Origin of the sequence: Chryseobacterium sp. T20, assembly GCF_047345655.1 — a bacterium.
In the GTDB taxonomy this organism is placed as follows: Bacteria; Bacteroidota; Bacteroidia; order Flavobacteriales; family Weeksellaceae; genus Chryseobacterium.
Genome location: NZ_JBLFDU010000001.1, coordinates 332,689 through 356,939 on the forward strand (window position 1 = coordinate 332,689; position 24,251 = coordinate 356,939).

Sequence of the window (24,251 nt, forward strand, 5' to 3'; positions counted from 1 at the left end):
TGATATTTATCAGTTTAATAAAAATAGAGTATTTACCTTTCGTCTGTACTCATTGAATATTCTGTTTGACCCATGGATAATCAATCTGTTACCAACGCAAAAGATCTTTCTCAAATTTAACTTTAAGAAAGATCTTTTTAATATAATAATAGAAATCTAAAGTATTTTATCCCTTTTAGCCTATATTTTCGATAAGAACTGCGGAGGCGCCTCCTCCTCCATTACAGATGGCGGCAATTCCATACTTCCCTTTTTCCTGACGTAAAACATTCACTAAAGTGGTCATAATTCTTGCACCTGAAGCACCAATTGGATGTCCTAATGCAACCGCTCCTCCATAAACATTTACTTTGCTGATATCATAATCCAGAATTTTTTGATTGGATAAGATAACTGAAGAGTACGCTTCATTAATCTCGAAAAAGTCGATATCAGACAGACTAAGACCGGTTTGTTTCAACAGTTTCTGAATAGCAATGGAAGGTGAAGTAGTAAACCATTCCGGTGCCTGAGCGGCATCTGCATAGGCAATTATTTTTGCCAGTGGTTTTAAATTGTGCAGTTCTACCGCCTCAGAGGATGCTAATAATAAAGCTGCAGCACCATCATTCAGATTACTGGAATTGGCTGCTGTAAGTGTTCCGTCTGCTTCAAATGCTGGTTTCAACAAAGAAATTTTTTCCGGGATCAGCTTATCAATATCTTCGTCTTTATCAACAATTGTAGTTCCTTTTTTGCTTTCAATCGATATTTGGATCAATTCATTACCGGACTTATCATTTTTAGCAGCTTCCTGCGCCCTCTGATAGGAAAACAAGGCATATTCATCAAGCTCCTGTCTGGTAAGACCGTATTTTTTTACGCCAAGTTCCGCCGCACTTCCCATATGAAAATCATTGTAAACATCCCATAGTCCATCTTTGATCAATCCATCAGTAAGATTCATATCTCCCAATTTTGTTCCCTGTCGGATTTTGACATAATGCGGAACATTGCTCATGCTTTCCATTCCTCCTGTCATAACAATATGATCTAATCCAAGCTGAATCTGCTGAGCCCCAATCATTGCCGCTTTCATTCCGGATGCACAGACTTTATTAACTGTTGTTGCATCCTTATCTACGGGAATTTTAGCAAAAATTGATGACTGCCTTGCAGGAGACTGTCCCAATCCGGCGCTTAGTACATTTCCCATATATACACTGTCTATATGCTCTGGTGAGAGATGGATACTTTCATAAGCGTTCTGAATGGCAATAGCTCCCAACTGTGACGCTGTAAATCCGGATAAGCTTCCCATAAAACCGCCCACCGGAGTTCGTTTTGCTGCTACTATAAATACTTCTTTCATAGATTTTATTTTTACAATATACCGATCAGTATATTTTTAATTAAAAAAAATCCCTTTTTATATTGACAAAGGAATCTAACAAAGATAATCAAAATATACCAATCGGTATATTCATAAACAAGAAAAAATCTTACTTTTTTGTAAGACTTTATTATTTATGCTCTGCTTAGCTGATCAAGTTTTTTCAGCAGTGTGGGCATTCTGTAATCGCCATGCATCTGCTCTACTTTTAATTGAATATCATCTACATCTATTCCTTTCGCTGTTACAAAAAGTGGTGTTTTACTTTCTCCACGGAAAACACTTCTTCGCTGGGAATCCGGAGTTGTAAATTCATTTTTTGCTATCCCAACAATAGGATATTTTTCTTCCAGCACTTCATAAAGATGGCCGCCTAAGCCAATTTTCCCATCATTGTCTAATGTGACATATCCATCTACAATGATAATATCTTCTGGTTTTAATGTTATTTTTTTCAGCAGGCTTACAATGCAGGGCAATTCTCTTTTGTAAAAGGCTCCGCTTTCATATTCTGAACTCACAGGAATCTGTTCTATAAAAACTTCCACTTCTTTTTCAGAAGTCCAGTCTTCAAATGCAATACACACTGTATTGGCATAATCCTCATAATAATAGGTATCAAATGCGTAAATCATATTTCTCTCTTCCTTAAAAAAACTCACCAAAATGCCACAATATCCCTGACGGATCGTGAACAAAACATTCTTTCCCCCAATCCATTGTTCTTACAGGAGTGAGTCTTACATTTTCATATTTGTCCGTAAGCCCCAGAGACAGAAGCTCTTTCCAGAATTCATCTGTATTGGCAACTTCCATAAAAATCATGGTATTATCCACCCAATCTTTTGCATAGTAATCCTGAAGGTAAAAACCAATTTCTTCACGTATAAAAAGTGATAATTTAGGTTCCAGAACCATTTCTTCAAAACCCAGATCTCTGTAAAAATTTCTGCTGATCTCAAAGTTTTGTGCTCCGATAAAAGGTCTGATGGATTTCAGTTTTGGGGTCATCGTAATTTTATTTTTCCAGTTTTCATAAGTCATTTCAAACCTGATTTCTCCGTTTCCATGGGTTCCAGCTTCCTTCCAGCCAGATTTTCTGTAGAAGATCTCAGCTCTTGTTCCTGGTGAGGTCCCAAGCCATACGGTATCTTCAGTTTGTTCAAAATACCAGTTGAGCATGATATCATGAAGTTTTCTACCCAATCCCCGGTTTTCAAAATCCGGATGTACAAAAAGTGCCCAGATATTATTCTCTTTCAGGTCTGTAATGGAAAAACCTACAATTTGATCTTCTACTTCACAAACCCATCCTTTTCCTCTTTGAAACAAAAATTCCTCACAATCTTTATCAGTAACCAATCCGGGATCTGACAGCGTGTTTTCTTTCACAGCATTTCTTACCCTCTGAATCTGTGGAATGTCTTTTAGTTTTGCCTCTCGGAGTAGGGTTTTCATGTTGATGGTTTTTTGGTAAACGCAAAGGCGCAAGATATTTTTATGATGAAGTTTTTAAGGCGCAGGGATTTTATCTCCGATAAAATTTGATCATGTTAAAAGCGCTATAAATAAAAGATACTTTATGCCTTTGGGCTTACCAATGTATTTCAGTGTACTCTAAAATTAATAATTATTTCTGTCAACAACAATTCTTTCTTCTCTGTTGGCAATATCCCAGGCTGTGGTAAAAATAAGCTGGGTTCTTTTCTCCAACAACTGATAATCAATTTTTTCAGGATCATCACCCGGTTTGTGATAATCCTCATGAATACCATCAAAGAAGAATGCTACAGGAATATTATGCTTGGCAAAATTATAGTGGTCTGAACGGTAATACAATTGTTCAGGATCATTCAGATCATCGTATTTGTAATTCAATTCCAGATTGTTGGTTCTTTTGTTAGCCGCTTCGTTGATTACTTTAAGCTGAGAACTTAACATTTCAGAACCGATCACATAGACATATTGTTTTCCTCTGTTGGCAGGATCATCGCGCCCAATCATATCAATATTAAGATCAACAACGGTATTGGCTAATGGGAAAACAGGGTTTTCGGAATAATATTCTGAACCAAACAGCCCATGTTCCTCTCCTGTAACATGAAGAAACAGAATAGATCTTTTAGGACCCTTTCCTGCTTTTTTAGCCTGCTGGAATGCCTTAGCAATTTCCATTACAGCAACAGTTCCACTTCCATCATCGTCTGCTCCGTTGTATACCACACCATTTTTTGTTCCTACGTGATCATAATGAGCAGAAACAACTACAATTTCCTCCGGTTTTTCACTTCCTTCAATAAAAGCTAAAATATTTTCAGAATCCGGAAGGTTGCCTCCTCCTCTTTTCTTCATGAATTCAGACGGTACTTTCTGATAGTAAGAGCCTAATGCTTTAGGAGCTGAAATACCTAGATTCTTATAGTAATTAATCATATACTCACCCGCCTTTTTCTGTCCTTTGCTTCCGGTGTCACGCCCTTCCATATCGTCTGCCGCAATAACATACAGGTTTTTCTTTAAATCCTCTGCATTAATCTCTTTATAGGCACTGTTAAATGCTTTGTTATGTTTTGTTGAAACAGGATGTGAAGCATTCCCGTCAGATATTTTTGCCGTTCCACAACTGGTTACTACAGCCATTGTCAATAACGGAATAAGTATTTTTCTCATAAAAGATAAATTTCTTAAAAATAATAATTTTTATTGAATCCCGGCATCAATAATCAATAGGACAAAATAATATGCAACCAATTACAAATTGAACAGTACGTTATTTTTAAATACAATTCGGTATTAAAATTTTGTTATATTTGATAAAAATACAAAATAAGTGAAAGAAATTTACGGATTTACTCATTATTCCTTTTTTACGGAAATGTCCGAGCTGGCAACCAGGCACGGAAGCTTTGATCTTTCTCTGGGACTTCCAGATTTTGATATTGATGAACGCCTGAAAGTATTTTTAAAAGAAGCTGTGGAACACAATACGCATCACTATGAACCTCTTGCCGGCAATCCCTTGTTAATTGAAAGTATTATCCGTTTCAATGCAAAACGAACTCATCAAATCACTATTGCCACAAAGGAAATCACGATTATCCCCTGTGCAACCTTTGCTTTATATACTTCCCTTAAATCTATTCTGAATCAAGGTGATGAAGTCATCATTATACAACCTTCATACTACACTTATGGACCAGCTGTTGTGATGAATGGCGGAATTCCTGTTTATTACGATCTTGATGGTGATTTTACCATCAATTGGAATCTGTTTAAAGATTGTATTACTGAAAAGACAAGAGCAGTCATTGTCAACTCTCCCCAGAATCCTACTGGAAAAGTATGGAAAAAAGAAGACTGGAATCAACTCTACGAACTGATTAAAGACCGTGATATTTATTTGATTTCAGAAGAAATATATGATACTTACTGTTATGATGAAACTGAACATTACAGTTCTTTCATCAATCCTGGACTCAGGGAAAAGACTTTCTGTATTTTTTCTTTTGGTAAAATGTTTCATACTTCGGGGTGGAAAGTAAGTTATATGCTTGCTTCAGAAGCTTTAACAGCAAGATTCCAGTGTCACCAGCAGTATATTTCTTACAGTGCGAATGCTCCGGCACAATTTGCTATCGCAAAATATCTTGATGTATTTGATCCGGCTATCAATAAAAAACTCATGCAGAAAAAAAGAGATATTTTTAATGAAATGATACAGGAAACTCCTTTTCAGATTGAACAAAAATCAGAAGGAAGTGTTTTTCAGGTTGTCAATTTCAGGACTATCTCTAAAAGCATGACAGATGTGGAATTTTCGAAGTGGCTTACCATTGAGAAGAATGTTTCCTGTCTTCCACTTTCTGCATTTTATAATTCGAGGGAGAATTCTGATTATATAAGGTTTAGTTTTGCTAAAAAAGATGAATTGATTATCCAGGCTTTGGAGCATTTGAAAAGGAATCTTTGATGTTTCTGCAGTTGGCTTTCCCACAGATCGCACAGGTGCTTTTTTTAACCACAGATTGCACAGATTTTCACAGATGATTGTAGATATTTATTTGTGTGAGTTTTCGTTTTATAATCTAAAAAAGCATCGCCATAGCGATGCTTTTCTACTATTTTTACATTGATTTTAAAGAGCTAATACTCTTACATCAATTCTTCTGTTTTTCGCTTTACATTCGTCAGTATCATTAGCTTCACATACCGGATGTTGAGATCCATATCCTTCGGCTTCTATTCTGTCTCCGGAAATACCTAACTCTAAAAGTTTAAGCTTCGCTGTCTGTGCTCTCAGATTGGATAATTTGATGTTACTATCTTCATTACCGCTGTTATCTGTATATCCGCCCAGTTTTATTTTCAGATCCGGATAAGCATTTAAAATTTCTGACAAAGTAATCAATTGAAGTGCGGATTCTGCTTTCAGATCACTTGAACCTGTTTCAAAATAAAGATTTTCAATGGTGTACCATTTATTAGGATCTAACGCTGATTTATCTTTTTGTTTCACCACATTATAAAGTTGATAAAGCTGACTTCCGTCACCAATAGCAATTGTTTTTCCTCCATCCAGTTTTATTTTCTGAATATTTCCTGTTTCATATACAAAGTCTCCACTTTCATTAAGGTGCCCTTTAATTTCTCCTGGAACTACAGCAATTATTTTGGTATCTGCCCCTACACCTGTTGCAGCTGTAGTAATCCCTGTAAGACTTTCAATTTTTGCTTTTCTGTTCGCTTCAATTTTATCCTTATGTAAAACAGCCAACGTAGGTGCAATCACCAAAGAAACGATTGACATTAATTTGATCAGGATGTTCATCGATGGTCCTGATGTATCTTTAAACGGATCTCCCACTGTATCACCTGTTACAGATGCTTTGTGCGGTTCTGAACCTTTATAATAGGTCTGTCCATTGATATCAACTCCTTTTTCAAATGATTTTTTGGCATTATCCCAGGCACCTCCTGCGTTGTTCTGAAACATTCCCATTAAGACACCACATACTGTAGCTCCAGCCAGAAATCCTCCTAATACTTCAGGTCCAAAAATAAAACCGATTAATAAAGGAGAGACAATGGCAATCGCACCAGGCAGCATCATTTTTCTGATGGATGCATCTGTAGAAATGGCTACACACTTTTCATATTCCGGCTGTGCTTTCCCTTCCAGAATTCCTGGAATTTCACGGAATTGTCTTCTTACTTCCTCTACCATGGCCATGGCAGCCTGTCCTACTGCGGTAATCGCCAATGAGGAAAAGATAAACGGAATCATCCCACCTACGAAAAGTCCGGCAAGAACATCAGCTCTGTAAATATCAATACCGTCAATTCCTGCAATTCCTACAAAAGCTGCAAATAAAGCTAATGCCGTCAATGCTGCTGAAGCAATGGCAAATCCTTTTCCGGTAGCGGCAGTTGTATTTCCCACAGCATCCAGGATATCTGTTTTTTCACGTACCTCTTTGGGAAGTTCACTCATCTCAGCGATACCTCCTGCATTATCTGCGATAGGCCCGAAAGCATCGATAGCAAGCTGCATGGCTGTAGTGGCCATCATTCCCGCTGCGGCAATAGCCACTCCGTAAAGTCCGGCACAGAGATAAGAACCATAGATTCCTCCTGCCAGTACAATAATCGGAAGTAAAGTAGATTCCATGCCCACGGAAAGCCCGCCGATAATATTGGTTGCATGCCCTGTAGAAGACTGTCTCACAATACTGGAAACGGGTCTTTTCCCCATGGCAGTGTAATATTCTGTAATAATACTCATTAAAGTTCCTACGACCAGACCTACCATGATAGCTCCAAAAACGCCCATCTTAGTAAACTCATGACCTCTGAGAACCATTTTTTCAGGAAGGATATACGTTACCAGAAAATAGGAAGCAATAGCAGTAATTACAATACTTCCCCAATTTCCAAGGTTTAATGCATTCTGTACACTGGAAGTAGACGAACCTTCATTATCATTAATTTTTACGAATAAAGTTCCGATCATGGAAAATATAATTCCTGTCCCTGCAATCAGCATCGGCAAAAGAATCGGGGCAAAACCTCCGAAAGCATCATCAGAAACAGTTTCTCTACCTAATACCATCGTGGCAAGAACTGTCGCCACATACGATCCGAAAAGGTCTGCTCCCATTCCGGCAACGTCTCCTACGTTATCTCCTACGTTATCTGCAATAGTAGCTGGATTTCGGGGATCATCTTCAGGAATTCCGGCTTCTACTTTTCCTACAAGGTCAGCACCTACGTCTGCCGCTTTTGTGTAAATACCACCTCCTACTCTTGCAAAAAGGGCTATGGATTCAGCACCCAGAGAAAATCCGGTAAGAATTTCGATGGTTTTTTCCATTTCATGAGAGTCTACTGTAGCTTCAGGGGCAAAAATCTGTTTAATAATCAGAAATAAAGCTCCTAAACCTAAGACAGCAAGCCCGGCAACTCCCATTCCCATCACAGAACCTCCTGTAAAAGATACTTTAAGGGCTTTTGACAGTGAAGTTCTTGCAGCTTCTGCCGTTCTCACATTCGCTTTGGTAGCGATTTTCATTCCGATAAACCCTGCAGATGCAGAGAATACAGCGCCTACGGCAAAAGCAATTCCGATACTCCAGTGTGAGTTGGCATTACTTGACCCCATTACTGCCAATAGAATGGCTACAACAACAACGAAGTACGTTAAGATTTTGTATTCAGCCTTTAGAAAAGCCATTGCACCGTCTGCAATATGGCCGCTGATTGTTTTCATTTTTTCATTTCCCGCATTCTGTTTGTTTACCCAGTTGCTCTGAAGAAATGTATAAAGCAAAGCTATGACACCAAAAATTGGCACTAACACAAATAGATCCATAGTTTATTATTTTATATTAAAAAATTGAGATTAGTCTTATAAATATAATGAAATTATAAACACGCAGTAAAATTCACTAATAATTATCCATTATTTTGTAAATTTGTTTGTCACTATGATTTGAATTAATTATTTATGAAAAGGATATTGTACACTATTTTTTTATCTGCAAGCATAAGCAGCTGTCAAAATAAGATTCCACAAGAAAAAGCTGAAATACTTTATTTCGGAGGTCCGATTATAACAATGGAAGATTCTTCTCCACAAATTGAAGCTGTAGCAGTAAAAGACGGGAAAATACTTTTTGCGGGAACAAAATCGGATGCAGAACGTTATTCAGAGCCAGCGACCAAAATGATTAATCTTAATGGAAAAACTCTTCTTCCCGGGTTTATAGATGTTCATGGACATCTTACTTCAAGAGCCGGGATGATGGATGTTGTAGATTTATCTCCTGAACCTTATGGTACTGTAAACTCAATTAAAGATTTACAGATTACAATTAAAAACTATATCAAAGACAAAAAAATTACAGATCAACAGCCGATTATCGGAAATGGTTATGATGATGCAATTATGACAGAACACCGTCATCCTACAAAGGCTGAACTGGACGCCATCAGTAAGACCAATCCTATTATTGTTATTCATGCTTCCGGTCATGCCAGTGTAGTAAACAGTGCCATGCTACAACTTCTGGGAATAACAGAAGCATCAAAAGATCCTGAAGGCGGTCACCTTGGCAGGGATAAAAAAACAGGAAAGCTTAATGGAAAATTAGAAGAGAATGCAAGTTTCACTGCTTTATTGACCTTAACAGAAAAAATGGGTAAGGGTAAAAACACCGAAGCTCATGCTATGGAAAATCTGATGAAAGCCCAGGATGAATGGCTCAGCTATGGACAGACTACTATTTGTGACGGGAGAACAATGGGAGAAAGTGTTACGTTGTTAGAAAAAGCAGCATCTCAGCATCTTCTTAAAGCTGATGTTGTTTATTTTCCGGATTATGAATATTTCAAAAAGGATTTCAGCAGCTTCAAACCAAAGTATATGAAGTATGAAAATCATCTGAAATTAGCCGGATTCAAATTTTCTGATGACGGTTCTCCACAAGGAAAAACAGCCTGGCTTACCCAGCCTTATTTAGTTCCACCCGAAGGTCAGTCTAAAGATTATAAAGGGTTCCCTATTTTTACGGATGAAACCTTATATAACGACCTAAAAGTCCTTTTTCAAAATAATATCACTGCCCAGCTTCATGTAAATGGAGATGCAGCAATTGATCAGGCCATCCGTGTTATTAAAAGGTTAAAAGATGAAAACATTTACAAGCCGGAATTGCGGGCAACATTAATTCATGTACAGAACAGCAGACCTGATCATATTCAAAAAATAAAAGAATTAGGAGTAATCCCTTCTTACTTTTCTACTCATGTTTATTTATGGGGAGATTGGCATTATTCGAGTGTTTTTGGCCCTGAAAGAGCTTCTTTTATAAGTCCGGCAAATTCAGCATTAAAGGCAGGAATTACTTTTACCATTCATCATGATGCTCCGGCTACACCACCCGATCTGATTACAGCAGTGTACGCAGCAGTGAATAGAAAGACCCGATCTGGAATGATTTTAGGTCCTAATGAAAGAATCTCCACCCTTGAAGCTTTGAAAGCAATCACCATTAACGGAGCTTATCAATTGCAGGAAGAAAACAGAAAAGGTTCTATTAAAGCGGGTAAAATAGCTGATTTTGTTATTCTTGACCAGAATCCTTTAACCATAGCTCCTGAAAACCTCAGAAACATTAAGGTTCTGGAAACGATAAAAGAAGGAAATTCTGTATACAAAAGAAACTAGATCTTTTATACAACGATTGAATGAAAAGAGCAGATATTAAAAAAGCAGATGAAAATTCATCTGCTTTTTAGTATTTTAGGGAAGAAAATCTTATCCTCCGAATTTATCTGCATAGTCTGTTTGAGAAGCTTTGATCACTTTTCTTGCGTGTTCTGCTCCGTAAACTTCCTGGATTCTGCATTTTGCAGGCTCATCCGGTAAGTTTTTATACGTAAGGAAGTAGTGCATTAATCTTTTTACTTCTGCTTCCGGTAATTCAGTAATATCTCTGAAGTGTCCAAAAGCGTGGTCATTGATCATTACGGCAACAATTTTATCATCTGCTTCACCTCCGTCGATCATTTTGAAACCTCCGATTGGAATAGCTTCCATCAATAAACCTCCCGCATGGATGTTGTGAGAACTTAAAACACAAATATCAAGAGGGTCATGATCACCCATAGTAACGTCAGTAGCTCCTGATTCTACAGCCAGTCTCATCACTTCCTTATCACAGTATGTTCTTGGAACAAAACCATATAAAGCCGGAATAATGTTAGAGAATTTCTGTGGTCTGTCTACCTTTAAATATCCTGTTTCTTTATCTACTTCATATTTAATAGTATCTGAAGGAACAATTTCCACAAATACGTTGACAACATTTGGCGCATCTTCTCCTGCAGAAATTCCGTGCCATGGATGTGCTTTAAAATTTGGAATCATTATTTATCTGTTATTTTTTAAGTTATTATTAAAATTTCTTTTCTTAAATCTTCTATGGTTTCAGCAATATAATCGTTGCTTTCCATATAGTTCATGATGAAAATCGTTTTGAATTCATCCAACTGAACTTCTCCTTTTAGCCCGTCATAGGTTTTGTGAAGCAGTTCTATAATCGCATTCTTTGAGTCAACGATATTCTTCCATGAATTTTTTGTGATATACAACTGCTGGGAAGAGTTATACTCAAATTCTTCATTGATTGCTTTTTCTGTCAGGAAAATAAACTCGTGAACCGCCAGTCCCCTGTCGAACCTCTGTATAAGGTTGGATGGTTTCATTCTGTCCAGAAACAATGTCATTCTTTCATAGGAATGTGCTTTGTTCTCTGAATTTGATTTCACGGTGAGTAGTTTGATCTCCTGGTTTTTAAGCGTGATGTATGAGTGTACAAATTGTCTGAGCAAAACCAGAAAAGGAATTGCAATAATCAATGCAAATGCATAGGGTAGATATCCTGAGAGACTCGTCATAATTTTAGACTGCAAAATTACTAATTATTTTCCGTCTTCTAAAGAGTTTTTAAAGATATCCACTTTAGAAATTTGTATATAGACCAATGCAAGCATAATTATAAGATAAAAGCCAAGCATCATCCTGTTTACCAGAGACGGAAAAACCAAAAATCTTAATATAACAGCTCCGTAAATAATAACAAAAAACAAGAGCTGAGCCTGATTTTTTTTATTACTGAATGAAAAATGCTTAGCAAGAATAATTACAATAAAAATCAATAAAACCGGAAAATAGGAAGCATTGAACTGCAGCATTATATTACTTTTAATAAAGTGAAAATAATCTGCAAAGGAAAATGGATCAGGTTGTGACACAGGATAAATCTGAACTTTGGTAAACTGATTCATAAAAAGTGTAGACCAAGAAACCTGATTGAAAACCTGTATTAAAAAGAAAGAAACAAACAAATAGCCATATGAAATCAATAATGGACCTGTTTTAATCTGAAGAGTATTCCTGTAAAGATAAATAAAGGCATACAGGAATGAATACAATATAAAATATTCCGGTCTTGTGAGCACACATAGTATAGCCAGTATCCCTGCAAAAAAGAAATTTCTTCTTATTAAAAACACATAGAAACTCAGAAGAAGGAGCAGACATGATAAGGAATCTGCTGAAACATGTCGAGCTGCCTCCGGTAAAGGTTTGAACAGCGAAATTAAAACAGTAAGGATAAAGGCGAGAGGATAATTTTTCAGAATTTTTATCAAAAAGCTGAAAATCAGGATAAGAATCAATGCGTAAGAAATAACTGAAATCAAAGAAATAGATGTAGAAGCACTGAAACCAAGCTTAAACAATGACCAGCCGATAAAATTATAAAAAGGTTTTACCACAAAAAGCTGTAATTCTTCTTCGTAGGCTTTGGGGTTTTGTGAGATTATTTTATAGTAAGTACTCTCCCCTTTTGCCACTTCCTCAACCATTGGATTAACAGGCCCAAGTCCTGCAAAGTCAGGATTCTTTTCCCTCAGTTCGTCATATACCTTCTGATGAATTTCTTCAATTTTCATTTCAGGATATTCCGTTTTATAAATCAGCCCCATATAGGCCTCCATATCAGTGTTGTAATAATGATGGGTATACAGATAGTATGACATCATGCATACATAGATTGAAAATATAAAAACAAGAATATTCTTCTTTTTTTCCATACACTGATATTATAAGAATACAAATGTAAAAAAACTATCTTTTTAAATCCGAATTCCTATAAAAAGCTTTACGAATAGGATTTTTTTGTATTAAAGTTCAAACAGAGCCGGTCTCTGTGTCACTTCATGGTAACAAACACTATTTTCATCAAAGAAATGGTAGACAAGACTTTTTCTCGTTCTGTTTTTATCCATGTGAGGCTCTCCGCCGTGAAGAATATTGGCATGCCAGATTAATAAATCTCCTTTTTTTGCTTTAAAGATTTCTTTCTTTAAGCCTAATTCTTTTACTTTATCTTCAAGAAAGGTTTCATAGGCTCTGTAGCTTTTCTTCCCTATTTTCAAAGATGTCCCTTCATTATCGTAATCAGAATTCAGGAAGTAAGGAAGTTTGTGGCTTTTGGGAATATAATGCAATGCTCCGTTATTTTCATCCACATCCTCCAGTGCAATCCACACTCCCAGCAATCCTCCCAATGGATAAGTAGTCATGTGAATACTGTCAGAATGGGTTTTCTGCTGGCTGCCGTTAATGAAATTGATACTTTGGAAAAGTTTGGATTTTCCGTCAAGCAAAACAGATAAAAAGTCTAACAGTTCTTTATCACTTCCAATATTTTTAATGATTTCTGAATGATGGATTGCAAACATCAGTTTTCCTCCGTATATAAATTTCAAAGTCCCATCTTCCATCAATTTATCAATTTCCAGATTGATCTGATCGGCCGTTTCAGGAGTGAGGAAATTTCTCAGAATCATATACCCATTATCGTCATACTGAAGAGCACTTTCTTTATTTTCATCAGAAAGTTTCTTAAAAAAAGGAGTTTCCCTAAGTTTTGTATCATTAAGTGTTCTTTTGCTAGCCGGAAGGTGCGCAAAATCTTTACTCGAAATACTTGAAAAATAGTTCTTATTAATTCCGTATTTTTTATATAATGGAATATTATGCTTTAATTTATTCTTTTTAAACAAGTTATAAAGCATGTATGATAATTTGTACTGACGAATCTGTTGTAACATAACTGTTTTACTAAGGATTTTATAAAGTTACGGAATATTACTTAATTAGAACCGATCTAAACAATGCTTTTCATCATAAAAAAGACTTTCCTCTTATTACAAGATATCCTAATTTTTTAAAAAGGTTCTTTTTTGAATTCTCAATAATTCCGTAGGGTCTTAATTCGGGGCGAAATCCTCTGAAAAACTCTTCAATATTGGGCAGCTCTCCCCCTTCAAAATCAAAAATATGAGTTTCTATATTTTCTTTAATGAGATGATCAATCAATACAGATGCTCCTGATAATTTGACATAATCTTTATCATTAAAATTTCCTAAAAGCGCAACCATATTACCATCCGAATAAGTGGCAATTACGTTAACAATTTTGTGCTGATAGTAAAAAGCTGTAAATTTCAGATATCCGGACTTATAAAAGCTTTCGAAAATCCTCATGAATTCAAACAAATCATGGTCTTTATTCAATCCTATCGTATTGGCTTCAATAAAAGCTTTTGCTTTCTCATAAGGGATCGTTTTGATTTCTGATTCTTTTAAAACAGCTTCATCTAACCGAAGTTTTCTTTTTCTTTTGGGTGAATATTTCGAATAGACTTTCTCATAAACCTCAGGATATAATAAAAAGTTCTTTTTGATTCTGATCTTTGTGCGAAGCTGATTGACATCATTAAAAGGATACGCCCTTATCATGTAATTTTTTTCCAGATATTCTAAAAATGTCTCATTAAGATCCACATCATCTTTGCTGGAAAAAACCCCAAGCTGCTGACAAAGTTTAGGATTATGTACTATTTTCAACCCATATTTTCTTACAAAAGGTACGGGCATTACAGCTTCATAATCTTTATACACCAGGATTTCCCATGGCATTGTAGAAGTTGTATCTAAAAAATCTTTTGTTGCAGAATATTTTCTTTGTTCGGAATTTTCTAAACATTGAGCATATTTTACAAAATCAATTTCATGGTATTTCAATCTTCTAATCATAATAATCCAGCGTCTGAGAAGCTAAAATAAGAGTCCTGCGTGACAATAATATGGTCTAAAAGCTGAATACTTAATGTATTTCCCGCTTCTTTTATTTTCTGTGTGATATTGATATCTTCCCGGCTTGGTTTTAAACTTCCGGAAGGATGATTGTGGGCAATGATAATGCCTGTTGAAAAATGATCCAAAGCTGACTTATAAAGTGTTCTCACATCTACAATAGACTGACTGATCCCACCTTGGGTAAGCTGAGAAACATGAATCACTTTATTGCTATTATTAAGGAAAATTGTCCAAAACTCTTCTGTTCTCAGATCAGAAAGCTGATTTCTGAGAATCACATAAGCATCATGACTGTTTCCAATAATTGTCTTTTCAGGAATATCCTGTACAGCTCTCCTTCTGCCGATTTCTAAAGCTGAAATAATTGAAATGGCTTTTGATTCTCCAATACCTTTGAATTTCATCAGATCTTTGGCGGAAAGTAAGCTCAATTCATTCCAGCTGTTATTGACAGAAGCTAAGATTTTCCTTGCTAATTCCAAAGCATCTTCCTCTCTATTTCCACTTCCCATAATAATTGCCAGGAGTTCAGAATCAGAAAGTGAGCTTTTGCCTTTCTGCAAAAACTTTTCTCTGGGTCTGTCATCTTCGGCAAGGAGTTTTATGGCCATGGAAAAAAATTATAGATGAATATTATCAATTAATAGAAAGCATATAAAATAACAGGTTTTGTAGACCTATCAATATATTTTGCTGTTTCTTTAAGAGCATTTATGGAAAGCATAGGACATCCTAAGCTCAGACATGCAGGAGACTTTGATTCTGCGTCAGGAATACATCCGTAAGAATGAAGAACTATTGCTCTCTGCATGGCATTGCTATTGGTAGCATCCAGTCCTGCCAGACGATAAGCTTTACCAAACTTTCCTATATAGCTTTCTCCAATGGCATATTTTCCAAGAGATGACTGATAAGAGCCTTCAATATTACTGAATTTCAATGCATCTGACTTTGGAATGACAGAGCCTGAACCATGAGAAACTACAGCCTGCTGTAGAATCGTATTATTTTTCAGGTTATAGATAAAATAACGATACTTTCCGGAATGAATTTTAAAGTTGATAAAAACAGCCAGTTCCTGATTGTACTCTTTTCCTTTAATATAATTTTTAATTTCTGAAATTCTTGTCTGAGGAATACCCAATGGGTTCAACTGCTGGGATTCAGCTTTTGAACAGGAAATTACAATTAAAAAAAGAAAAATAAAGTGTTTCATCATCCGGTTTTGTATACTACTCTATGATCATTCCGTCTTTCATAACGAGCTTGCGGTCTGTAATTTCTGCCAGATTCGGGTTATGTGTTACAATGACAAAAGTTTGGTTGTATTTATCTCTAAGATCAAAAAACAATCTATGAAGATCATCCGCATTCTTGGAATCAAGGTTACCTGTAGGCTCATCTGCAAAAATAATTTTCGGAGAATTGATTAAAGCTCTGGCTACAGCCACCCTTTGCGCCTCTCCACCTGAAAGCTGGTTGGGTTTATGATTCAGTCTCTGTTCAATCTTCAGGTCTTCAAACAAAGCATAAGCCTTTTCAAGAGCTTCTCTTTCGTTAGCTCCTGCTATTTTTGTCGGAAGCAAGACATTTTCCAGCGCAGTAAACTCCGGAAGAAGCTGGTGAAACTGAAATACGAAACCGATATTCTGATTTCTGAATTTTGACAGCTGCTTATCATTCATATTAATAAATGATTCTCCTGCAATTTCAATTTCAGTATCATATTTATTAGATTGGCTAGGGTGATCCAAAGTTCCCAGAATCTGCAGCAATGTAGATTTACCAGCTCCTGATTCTCCTACAATAGAAACCACTTCTCCTGTTTTGATTTGAATATCAACTCCTTTCAGTACCTCTAAATTCCCATAAGATTTATGGATATTTCTTGCTTTAATCATGATTCAAAAGTAGTGAATTGCCTGCAAATAAAAAACCGCTTTTTGAAGCGGTTTATATTTTATTTTAGATTTATCAGAATTAGATTTCTCTGATCTATTTATATCCGTCTTTTCTATTAATTTTTTTAATTATTTCTAACTTATTTTTTTGTAAAAACTTTTTTAATAGAAGCTTTTTTCTAAACCTATAAGGTTTTTGAAACCTTATAGGTTTTGTTAGCCATCTCCATCTCCATTTCAATTTCAATTTACTAAAAACAAAAAAACCTCCCGATTTGGGAGGTTTTACTATTTTCAATTCAGAAAATTACAGTAACAATGTTAGTGGACTTTCTAAATAAGTTCTTAATGTTTGTAAGAATTGAGCCCCTGTAGCTCCATCTACCACTCTGTGGTCACATGCCAATGAAAGTTTCATAGTGTTTCCAACTACGATCTGACCATCTTTTACGATTGGTTTCTCAATAATTGCTCCTACTGAAAGGATTGCAGAGTTTGGTTGATTGATGATACTTGTAAATGTTTCGATTCCGAACATTCCTAAGTTTGAAATAGAGAATGTAGAGCCTTCCATTTCGTTAGCTTTAAGGCCTTTACTCTTAGCTCTTGAAGCCATATCTTTTACGGATGCAGAAATCTGAGTATACGTCATCTGATCTGTATTTTTCAATACCGGAACTACCAATCCGTCTGGGATAGCTACTGCTACACCGATGTTGATATTTCCTCTGTGAATGATCTTATCACCTGCCCAACTTGAATTTACCTGAGGGTGTTTTCTTAAAGCAATTGCAGTTGCTTTAATGATCATATCATTGAAAGAGATCTTAGTATCCGGAAGAGAATTGATTTCTTTTCTAGCCTCAATTGCTTTATCCATATTGATCTCAACCATCAGATAATAGTGAGGAGCAGAGAATTTACTTTCAGAAAGACGTTTTGCAATAATATTTCTTACCTGAGAGTTTGGAGTCTCTGTATCTTCACCCTGTACGAAGCTTACTGCAACAGGAGCAGCGCTTGCTGCAGGAGCTGAAGCAGCTGGTTTCGCAGCTGGCTGATAATTTTCAATATCTTTTTTAACGATTCTTCCGTTTTCACCAGAACCCTGAACACTGTTGATATCAACTCCCTTATCCTGAGCCATTTTCTTAGCCAGTGGAGAGATTGCTACTCTGTCAGAAGATGAAGAGTTCACAACCGGAGCAGCTTTTTCTTCTGTTTTAGCTTCTGCTTTCTGTTCAGCTGGTTTTTCAGTTGACTGACCGGCAGCTTTTGGAGCACCTACAGCGGAAACATCCGTTCCTGCAGGGCCAATGATTGCCAATACGGAATCAACCGGAGCAGCACCTCCTTCTTCTACACCTTGCTTCAATAATACTCCATTGAATTCAGATTCGAAATCCTGTACCGCTTTATCTGTTTCGATCTCAGCAAGAAGGTCTCCTTCTTTTACTGTATCTCCTACGTTTTTGTGCCATTTAGCTACTTTACCTTCTGTCATTGTATCAGAAAGTCTTGGCATTGTAATAATTTCTACTCCTGCCGGAACTTCTGCAGCAGGTGCAGCAGTTTCTGCTTTAGGCTGTTCTTCTGATTTTTTTTCTTCAGTTTCTGCAGCGGGAGCAGCAGCCCCACCTGTCAATCCTGAAATATCTTCTCCTTCATTCCCGATAATAGCTAAAACAGAGTCTACAGCAGCAGCACCTCCTTCTTCTACACCTACGTATAAAAGGGTACCTTCTATTTCAGATTCGAAATCCTGAACTGCTTTATCAGTTTCAATTTCAGCTAAAATATCTCCTTCTTTTACTTTATCTCCTACTTTTTTATGCCATTTTGCCACCTTACCTTCCGTCATTGTGTCGGACAGGCGGGGCATCGTAATTACTTCTGCCATAATTTATTTTAATTTGAAAATTTAGCAATCTGAAAATTTGAAAATTAAAAAAGGACATCATCTATCACATTTTTCAAATTCTCAAATTGTCAAATTAACTCATTATCTTTTAGTTTTCTAATTTGTCTAAGAATGGATAATCTTCCTGAGCATATACATACTCATAGACTTTTTCTGCATCCGGATACGGAGAGTTTTCCATAAATTCGATACACTCTTCAACAAAGTCTCTGGACTTGTTATCCATCACTTCCAATTCTGCTTCTGTAGCCCATCCGTTTTCTAAAATTCTGTGTTTTATCAATTCGATTGGGTCATCATTTTTATGAAGAGCTACTTCTTCTTTAGATCTATATGGCTCGGCATCAGACATAGAGTGTCCTCTGTAACGGTAAGTTCTTGCTTCAATGAAAGTAGGTCCGTCTCCTCTTCTTGCTCTTTCAATAGCTTCGTAAGCAACTTCTGCTACTTTTTCAGGATCCATTGCATCTACAGCAAGGCAAGGCATTTCGTATCCTAATCCTAATTTATAGATATCTTCGTGGTTGGCAGTTCTTTTTACAGAAGTTCCCATTGCATATTGGTTGTTTTCTACAACAAATACCACAGGAAGTTTCCAGTTCATTGCCATGTTGAAGGTCTCATGTAAAGAACCTTGTCTTGCAGCACCATCACCAAAGAAACAGATGTTCACTGCTTTTCTGTCGAAATATTTATCTGCGAAAGCAATACCTGCACCTAATGGAATTTGTCCTCCAACGATACCATGTCCTCCGTAAAAACGGTGTTCTTTACTGAAAATGTGCATAGATCCACCCATACCTCCGGATGTTCCGGTAGCTTTACCACAAAGTTCAGCCATGATTCTTTTAGGATCTACTCCCATCGCCATTGGATGGATGTGACATCTGTAAGCAGTAATCATACTATCTTTTGTAAGATCCATTGCATGTGTAAAACCGGCAGGGATAGCTTCCTGACCGTTATACAAATGTAAAAATCCTCTGATCTTTTGTTTTAGGTAAAGAGAACGGCATTTGTCTTCAAACCTTCTCCACATTGTCATATCTTCATACCACTTCAGGTATACCTCTTTAGAAAATTCTTTCATGTGTTAGCTCTTGCTTTTTTATGATGAAATAGTTGAGCAAAATTATGAAAAAAACTTTGTTTTTATTCTATACATAGATAACTTTTCGATTTTTCTGCAAAATCTATTTGCGGGCTGTATGGATTATTCTTAATTTCCGACCCCTTGAAAGCTTGATAAAGCTACGTTTTATCCGTTACATTCTTCCCGTCAGATTTCAGGAGTACCCCTATTCATAAGGCTTTCCCGAAACAACACATAATTCGGAGACATTATTATTCTTTATATTTTGTTCTCCTATTTCATTCCTCTTTAATTATTGTTAATATATATTTTGGTTATTTCAACAACTTCTTTTCCGGGGAAAAATCTGTAAGTTTCAGGGTTCTGTCTTCAATTTCATTGACGAAATTACCATATTGTTTTGCCGTTCTGGCTTTAATTTCCTTCCACTCTTTATCTGCCATAAATCCTTCCCACGCCATTTTCATTGTATGTTCATCTTTCCACTCGAGCAGGTAAACAAATTCTGTTTTTTCATTGAATTCCGATTCCCAGATTAACACAATGGTAAATCCATATTTCTTCATGATTCTCATTGCATGATCTCTGAAGCGATCCAGAAAAACCTGTTTATTTTCTTTTGGAATTTCATAGATTCTTAATTGATGGACAGGTTGTGGTGTAGAAATATTTTCCCCGGAAACCTTTTGACCAAAGGCTAAACAACCTGACAATATAAATAATATGAATAGATGCTTCATGATAATGATGATTAAAACTGATCAATTAAAATTAAGCATTTCCTGCAAAATTCAGTATTCATTTAAAGAAGCAAAAACATCTCACTTCATTAAAATCAACTGTTAATCAAATAACTTACCCATTAAATCACCTATTCCATCTCATGGTTTTCGTTTGATTTTTGAGGTTATAATAGTATATTTGGTTTTTAAACTTGATTATGGAAGAAAAACAATCTTCATTATTACACAAAATTTCAAAAGTCATCTCTGATTTTTTTAATCCTTTGGTTTCTCTGATCATTTTCTTTATCTACATGAGCATCAGAGAATATTCCCTTAAAGATTCTATGCTTTATTTTCTTCCTGTATTATTAATGATCATTATTCCGGTGGTGATATGGCTGGTGTGGAATGTAAAGACTGGAAGGTACACCAATATGGATGTTTCCAACCGTGTCCAAAGGAAAACCTTATATATATTTATTGCAGTCTGTGTAATCGCCTATCTTCTTTTTAATTATATCAGAAACGGATATATTGATCTTGTCATGCTATTTATTCTGGTGCTTCTTTTCGCTCTTCAGATCAGTAATCTTTTTATCAAAAGCTCGATGCATACGGCATTCAATGTATTTGTGGCAGCACTCTTTTTCTCACTGGACTGGAAAATGGGTCTTGCATGGCTGGGAATCGCTATTTTGGTCGGAATCACCCGTATTATTTTAAAAAGACATACCGTAAAAGAAGTATTTATGGGGGCTGGAATAGCTTTTCTGGTATCTTTTATCTATCTTTATTGCAATATTCAATTTCAACATTAGAATACTCTATGAAAATAAATCATCTTACTGCCGCAGAAGAAAACTTTATGAAGCTGTTTTGGAAAATGGAATCTTTCTATCTGAAGGACGTTATGGAGCAGCATCCGGAACCGAAACCACACCAGAACACGGTTTCCACTTATTTGAAAATATTAGTTGAAAAAGGCTATCTATCTACTGTAAAAGAAGGAAGAATCTTCAAATACAGCGTGCTTGTTCCTTTAGAAGGGTATAAAAAATTTCTGTTAAAAGAGCTTTCACACAACTTTTTTAATAATTCAGGGAAGGAAATTCTGGAGCTTTTATTAAGTGAAAAATTAATTTCCCAGGAAGATATGAAGGGCTATTTTGATCTAAAAATTGAAATAAAGCCAGCAAAAGTGGAAGAACCTAAGTTCGAAGTTGCTGAAGAAATCCTGAATCCTAAAAAAGAAAAGAAGACCAAAGGAAAAGAAAAAGACAAGGATAAGGACAAGGACAAGGACAAGGACAAAAAGAAAAAAAAGAAAAAAGAATAATCTAAACCTTAAAAACACCAAATCATGAAAACAAAATTCCAGGAAACTCTAAGCCGGGCCAATGAAGTCATTTTCCGATATCCAATGATTTTGGTAATGGCTTTATTAGCTGCTATTGGTACCATATGCATTGTGGAAACGGAACGTAGTGAAATTACTTCTTATATTAAATTCACCATTTGTTCATGTCTCGGAATTTCTTTGATGTTTGCATTAAAAATGTTGTCACAGAGAATCGGGAAAGAATTACTACTACACGTATCCGGTATAATTTTCCTTATAGGTTTTTATTACATTCTGCCTGATAAAAAAAACAGCTTTACAGAAGTCTATGCTTACATCATAGCTATTACAGCTCTTCTCTCCCACTTACTGGTATCATTTGTTCCGTTTCTGGAGAAAGACAGGGAGCTCAGATTCTGGCAGTACAACAAAAATCTTTTTATCAATATCTTTCTCACTGCCGTATTTACAGGAGTTCTGACAGGCGGTGTGGAATTAGCAATCTTAGCGGTTGATAAACTTTTTGACTTTAATTTCCATGACAGAATTTACAGAGATACATTCTTTGTTCTCGCTATTTTTGGAAGCAGTTTTATTTTCCTTTTATTTAATGATAAAGGATTAAATAACCTTGAAAAAGATGGCACCTACCCTGTTGTTTTGAAGTTTTTCACTCAGTTTATTTTAATTCCGTTACTGCTTATCTATGTAACAATTCTTTATTTTTATTCGGTTAAAATATTAATCAACTGGCAGCTTCCAAGAGGCTGGGTTTCTTACCTTGTTTTAGCCTATAGCATTGTTGGTATTCTTGCATTACTTCTGGTTCACCCATTGAAAGAAGAAAACGCAAAATCCTGGGTCAGAATATTTTCAAAAGCATTCTATTATACTATTGTTCCTTTGATCATTCTGCTTTTCACTGCTATTTTCACCAGAATTTTAGAATATGGTTATACAGAACCAAGGTATTTCGTTCTCCTGCTTGCTCTATGGCTGCTAAGCATTGTTGTCTACTTTATTTTCAACAAAAAAGCTACGATAAAATTCATTCCTGTCAGCTTATTTTTATTTGGCGCTTTTGCATTGGTTTTCCCTTACCTTAATGCATTCAGTGTGGCTAAGAGAAGTCAGAAAGCAGAATTGATGAATATTTTAAACCAGCATCAGCTAATGAGTGCCGGCAAGATTAATTTTCAGAAAAAAGTTACAGATACTGTTCGTAATGAAATTGCTGATAAATTTGAATTTCTGGCTGAAAGAAAGCAAAGTGAATTTCTATCAGCACTGCTGAACGAAAAAGACCAGGCTGAATTAGCCGATAATATTAAAAAAGGCACATTTTATAGTATCAATTACGATATTCAGAGTAAGTTCTCAGATGTGAATGTCACCGTAAAAAACAGAGCATACGAAATGAACAGACTCGTTCTTATTCGTAAAGGACAGGCTGTAGAAATCGGGAATTATCAATATTTAATTTCTTTCCATCGTTATAGCAGAGATCCCCAACAACTGAATAATGATCAGTTTGAGCTAACAGACCAACTGACAGAAAAATCCTCATTAAAACTCAGTTTAAATTATCAGGAAGAAATAGATTTCGGACCACAGATCATTAAATTATTTGAAGAAAATAAAAACAAGAAAGGAAATGTAGTAATCCCTGAAATTGCGATGGAATCTGATTTAGGAAAGTATCACGTTAAACTTATTTTCAGTGAAATTACAAGAGAAAAGTATTCTGACAATGACACTGCCAGTATTTATTACGAAAACGTCTACATCCTTATAAAATTAAAATAAGCATTAAAATAAAAAAAGAGACTACCTTGTGGATAGTCTCTTTTTATTTTATCTAAATAGTTTGTTATCTATTAGTACCTGAACTCCACAATGGAGTATAATCGTTATAAACTACTAAGTTTCCGTCATTTTGTACAGAAAGCTTGTTCGCTCCTCTGCGAGAAGTATTTGAGCTCCATACTGCTTTATTATAAGAATCATAAACAACAAGGTTTCCATCTGACTGGAACTCCGCTCTGCTTCCTTTATTATCTGTTCCGGATGCCCAGATAGAGTCTCCGTTATCATAGGATAAAACCAGATTTCCGTCATTTTGGAAAGTCAAATAATAGCTACCATTAGGAGAGAACACTTTTGTTCCTTTACGGAATTTGTACCCAGTACTTATATTCCCATTTCCACGGCCAAAACCATTGTCTCTTCCACTATTTTTCAAATCGCTTTTTGATGCCCACAGGGGATTGGAACCATTATAAATAACAAGATTCCCGTCATCCTGAACAGTTAATCTTTCAGCTCTTCTTCCATTAGTATTAGAACTAAAAGCCACTCCATTTCCGGAAGTATAAACGACTAAGTTCCCATCATCCTGAAAAACAGCTCTTGCTCCTCTGTTATTTGTACCTGTATCCCACATTGCAACTCCGGCTCTGTTATATAAAACCAGGTTACCATCATTCTGAAAGGTCAAATAGTATCGGTTGTTACTTGCCCAGTATTTTCTGTTCTGCTCTAAGTTCTGTCCGGTGTAAATGTTTTGTGCATTGATTAATAATCCACCAAACACCATCATTAATGCTAATAAATGTTTTTTCATTATAATTATTTTTTGATTGATTGATAATTTCTAAAATTATGCCAAA

Annotated in this window: 22 protein-coding genes; 5 read left to right on the forward strand and 17 right to left on the reverse strand. The window is 35.9% G+C overall.

Annotated features, from left to right (window positions below):
- Positions 1-175 precede the first annotated feature (175 nt).
- The 4 genes from ACMA47_RS01495 to ACMA47_RS01510 form a co-directional block, all read right to left on the reverse strand.
- A complete protein-coding gene (locus ACMA47_RS01495) occupies positions 176-1,351 on the reverse strand; it encodes an acetyl-CoA C-acyltransferase (RefSeq protein WP_413928378.1) in 1,176 nt (391 codons plus the stop codon).
- A 155-nt stretch (positions 1,352-1,506) separates the two neighbouring features.
- Entirely contained in the window at positions 1,507-2,034 is a 528-nt protein-coding gene (locus ACMA47_RS01500; protein WP_413928379.1) for an endonuclease V, read from the reverse strand.
- Entirely contained in the window at positions 2,021-2,830 is an 810-nt protein-coding gene (locus ACMA47_RS01505) for a GNAT family N-acetyltransferase (protein ID WP_413928380.1), read from the reverse strand. The genes ACMA47_RS01500 and ACMA47_RS01505 overlap by 14 nt, the downstream gene beginning before the upstream one ends.
- Positions 2,831-2,995: 165 nt before the next feature.
- Positions 2,996-4,042 (reverse strand): M28 family metallopeptidase, encoded by a 1,047-nt coding sequence (locus ACMA47_RS01510; protein WP_413928381.1) that lies wholly within the window; start codon positions 4,040-4,042, stop codon positions 2,996-2,998.
- A 160-nt stretch (positions 4,043-4,202) separates the two neighbouring features.
- On the opposite strand from ACMA47_RS01510, the gene ACMA47_RS01515 reads away from it, so the two are divergent.
- A complete protein-coding gene (locus ACMA47_RS01515; protein ID WP_413928382.1) occupies positions 4,203-5,342 on the forward strand; it encodes an aminotransferase class I/II-fold pyridoxal phosphate-dependent enzyme in 1,140 nt (379 codons plus the stop codon).
- Between the two features lie 165 nt (positions 5,343-5,507).
- On the opposite strand, the gene ACMA47_RS01520 is transcribed toward ACMA47_RS01515, so the two are convergent.
- A complete protein-coding gene (locus tag ACMA47_RS01520) occupies positions 5,508-8,240 on the reverse strand; it encodes a sodium-translocating pyrophosphatase (protein ID WP_413928383.1) in 2,733 nt (910 codons plus the stop codon).
- A gap of 135 nt (positions 8,241-8,375) precedes the next feature.
- Between ACMA47_RS01520 and ACMA47_RS01525 the strand changes: the two genes are divergently transcribed.
- Positions 8,376-10,097, forward strand: coding sequence for an amidohydrolase (locus tag ACMA47_RS01525; RefSeq protein ID WP_413928384.1), 1,722 nt, complete (start codon positions 8,376-8,378; stop codon positions 10,095-10,097).
- Positions 10,098-10,187: 90 nt separating this feature from the next.
- Here the strand turns inward: ACMA47_RS01525 and ACMA47_RS01530 are convergent, their stop codons facing one another.
- The 11 genes from ACMA47_RS01530 to ACMA47_RS01580 all read right to left on the reverse strand — a co-directional run bounded on the left by ACMA47_RS01530 (position 10,188) and on the right by ACMA47_RS01580 (position 20,258).
- Positions 10,188-10,799: an inorganic pyrophosphatase gene (locus ACMA47_RS01530; protein ID WP_034696699.1), complete on the reverse strand. Its 612-nt coding sequence runs from the start codon at positions 10,797-10,799 to the stop codon at positions 10,188-10,190.
- A 17-nt stretch (positions 10,800-10,816) separates the two neighbouring features.
- Positions 10,817-11,329 (reverse strand): hypothetical protein, encoded by a 513-nt coding sequence (locus ACMA47_RS01535; protein WP_062670185.1) that lies wholly within the window; start codon positions 11,327-11,329, stop codon positions 10,817-10,819.
- Positions 11,330-11,353: 24 nt separating this feature from the next.
- Positions 11,354-12,529, reverse strand: a complete 1,176-nt coding sequence (locus ACMA47_RS01540) for a hypothetical protein (protein ID WP_413928385.1) — start codon at positions 12,527-12,529, stop codon at positions 11,354-11,356.
- A gap of 90 nt (positions 12,530-12,619) precedes the next feature.
- Entirely contained in the window at positions 12,620-13,552 is a 933-nt protein-coding gene (locus tag ACMA47_RS01545) for a phytanoyl-CoA dioxygenase family protein (RefSeq protein ID WP_413928386.1), read from the reverse strand.
- Between the two features lie 73 nt (positions 13,553-13,625).
- Entirely contained in the window at positions 13,626-14,540 is a 915-nt protein-coding gene (locus ACMA47_RS01550; RefSeq protein ID WP_413928387.1) for a hypothetical protein, read from the reverse strand.
- Positions 14,537-15,214: a RadC family protein gene (gene radC, locus ACMA47_RS01555; protein ID WP_413928388.1), complete on the reverse strand. Its 678-nt coding sequence runs from the start codon at positions 15,212-15,214 to the stop codon at positions 14,537-14,539. Before radC ends, ACMA47_RS01550 begins: the two co-directional genes overlap by 4 nt.
- A 29-nt stretch (positions 15,215-15,243) precedes the next feature.
- Entirely contained in the window at positions 15,244-15,822 is a 579-nt protein-coding gene (locus ACMA47_RS01560) for a murein L,D-transpeptidase catalytic domain-containing protein (RefSeq protein ID WP_413928389.1), read from the reverse strand.
- A 13-nt stretch (positions 15,823-15,835) separates the two neighbouring features.
- On the reverse strand, positions 15,836-16,504 hold the full coding sequence (locus ACMA47_RS01565; protein WP_034696709.1) for an ABC transporter ATP-binding protein: 669 nt from the start codon (positions 16,502-16,504) through the stop codon (positions 15,836-15,838).
- Between the two features lie 307 nt (positions 16,505-16,811).
- Positions 16,812-18,404 (reverse strand): 2-oxo acid dehydrogenase subunit E2, encoded by a 1,593-nt coding sequence (locus tag ACMA47_RS01570; RefSeq protein WP_413928390.1) that lies wholly within the window; start codon positions 18,402-18,404, stop codon positions 16,812-16,814.
- Between the two features lie 109 nt (positions 18,405-18,513).
- A complete protein-coding gene (gene pdhA, locus ACMA47_RS01575) occupies positions 18,514-19,515 on the reverse strand; it encodes a pyruvate dehydrogenase (acetyl-transferring) E1 component subunit alpha (protein ID WP_413928391.1) in 1,002 nt (333 codons plus the stop codon).
- Between the two features lie 317 nt (positions 19,516-19,832).
- Positions 19,833-20,258, reverse strand: coding sequence for an NIPSNAP family protein (locus ACMA47_RS01580; RefSeq protein WP_413928392.1), 426 nt, complete (start codon positions 20,256-20,258; stop codon positions 19,833-19,835).
- 200 nt (positions 20,259-20,458) lie between these two features.
- Here ACMA47_RS01580 and ACMA47_RS01585 point away from each other — a divergent pair, with 200 nt between their 5' ends.
- The 3 genes from ACMA47_RS01585 to ACMA47_RS01595 are packed head-to-tail and all read left to right on the forward strand — an operon-like array spanning position 20,459 to position 23,388.
- Positions 20,459-21,061 (forward strand): phosphatase PAP2 family protein, encoded by a 603-nt coding sequence (locus tag ACMA47_RS01585; protein WP_034696715.1) that lies wholly within the window; start codon positions 20,459-20,461, stop codon positions 21,059-21,061.
- 8 nt (positions 21,062-21,069) lie between these two features.
- Positions 21,070-21,579 (forward strand): BlaI/MecI/CopY family transcriptional regulator, encoded by a 510-nt coding sequence (locus tag ACMA47_RS01590; RefSeq protein WP_413928393.1) that lies wholly within the window; start codon positions 21,070-21,072, stop codon positions 21,577-21,579.
- A gap of 24 nt (positions 21,580-21,603) precedes the next feature.
- Positions 21,604-23,388: a DUF4153 domain-containing protein gene (locus tag ACMA47_RS01595; protein ID WP_413928394.1), complete on the forward strand. Its 1,785-nt coding sequence runs from the start codon at positions 21,604-21,606 to the stop codon at positions 23,386-23,388.
- Positions 23,389-23,452: 64 nt separating this feature from the next.
- Here the strand turns inward: ACMA47_RS01595 and ACMA47_RS01600 are convergent, their stop codons facing one another.
- Positions 23,453-24,205: a hypothetical protein gene (locus tag ACMA47_RS01600; RefSeq protein ID WP_413928395.1), complete on the reverse strand. Its 753-nt coding sequence runs from the start codon at positions 24,203-24,205 to the stop codon at positions 23,453-23,455.
- Positions 24,206-24,251: the final 46 nt, after the last annotated feature.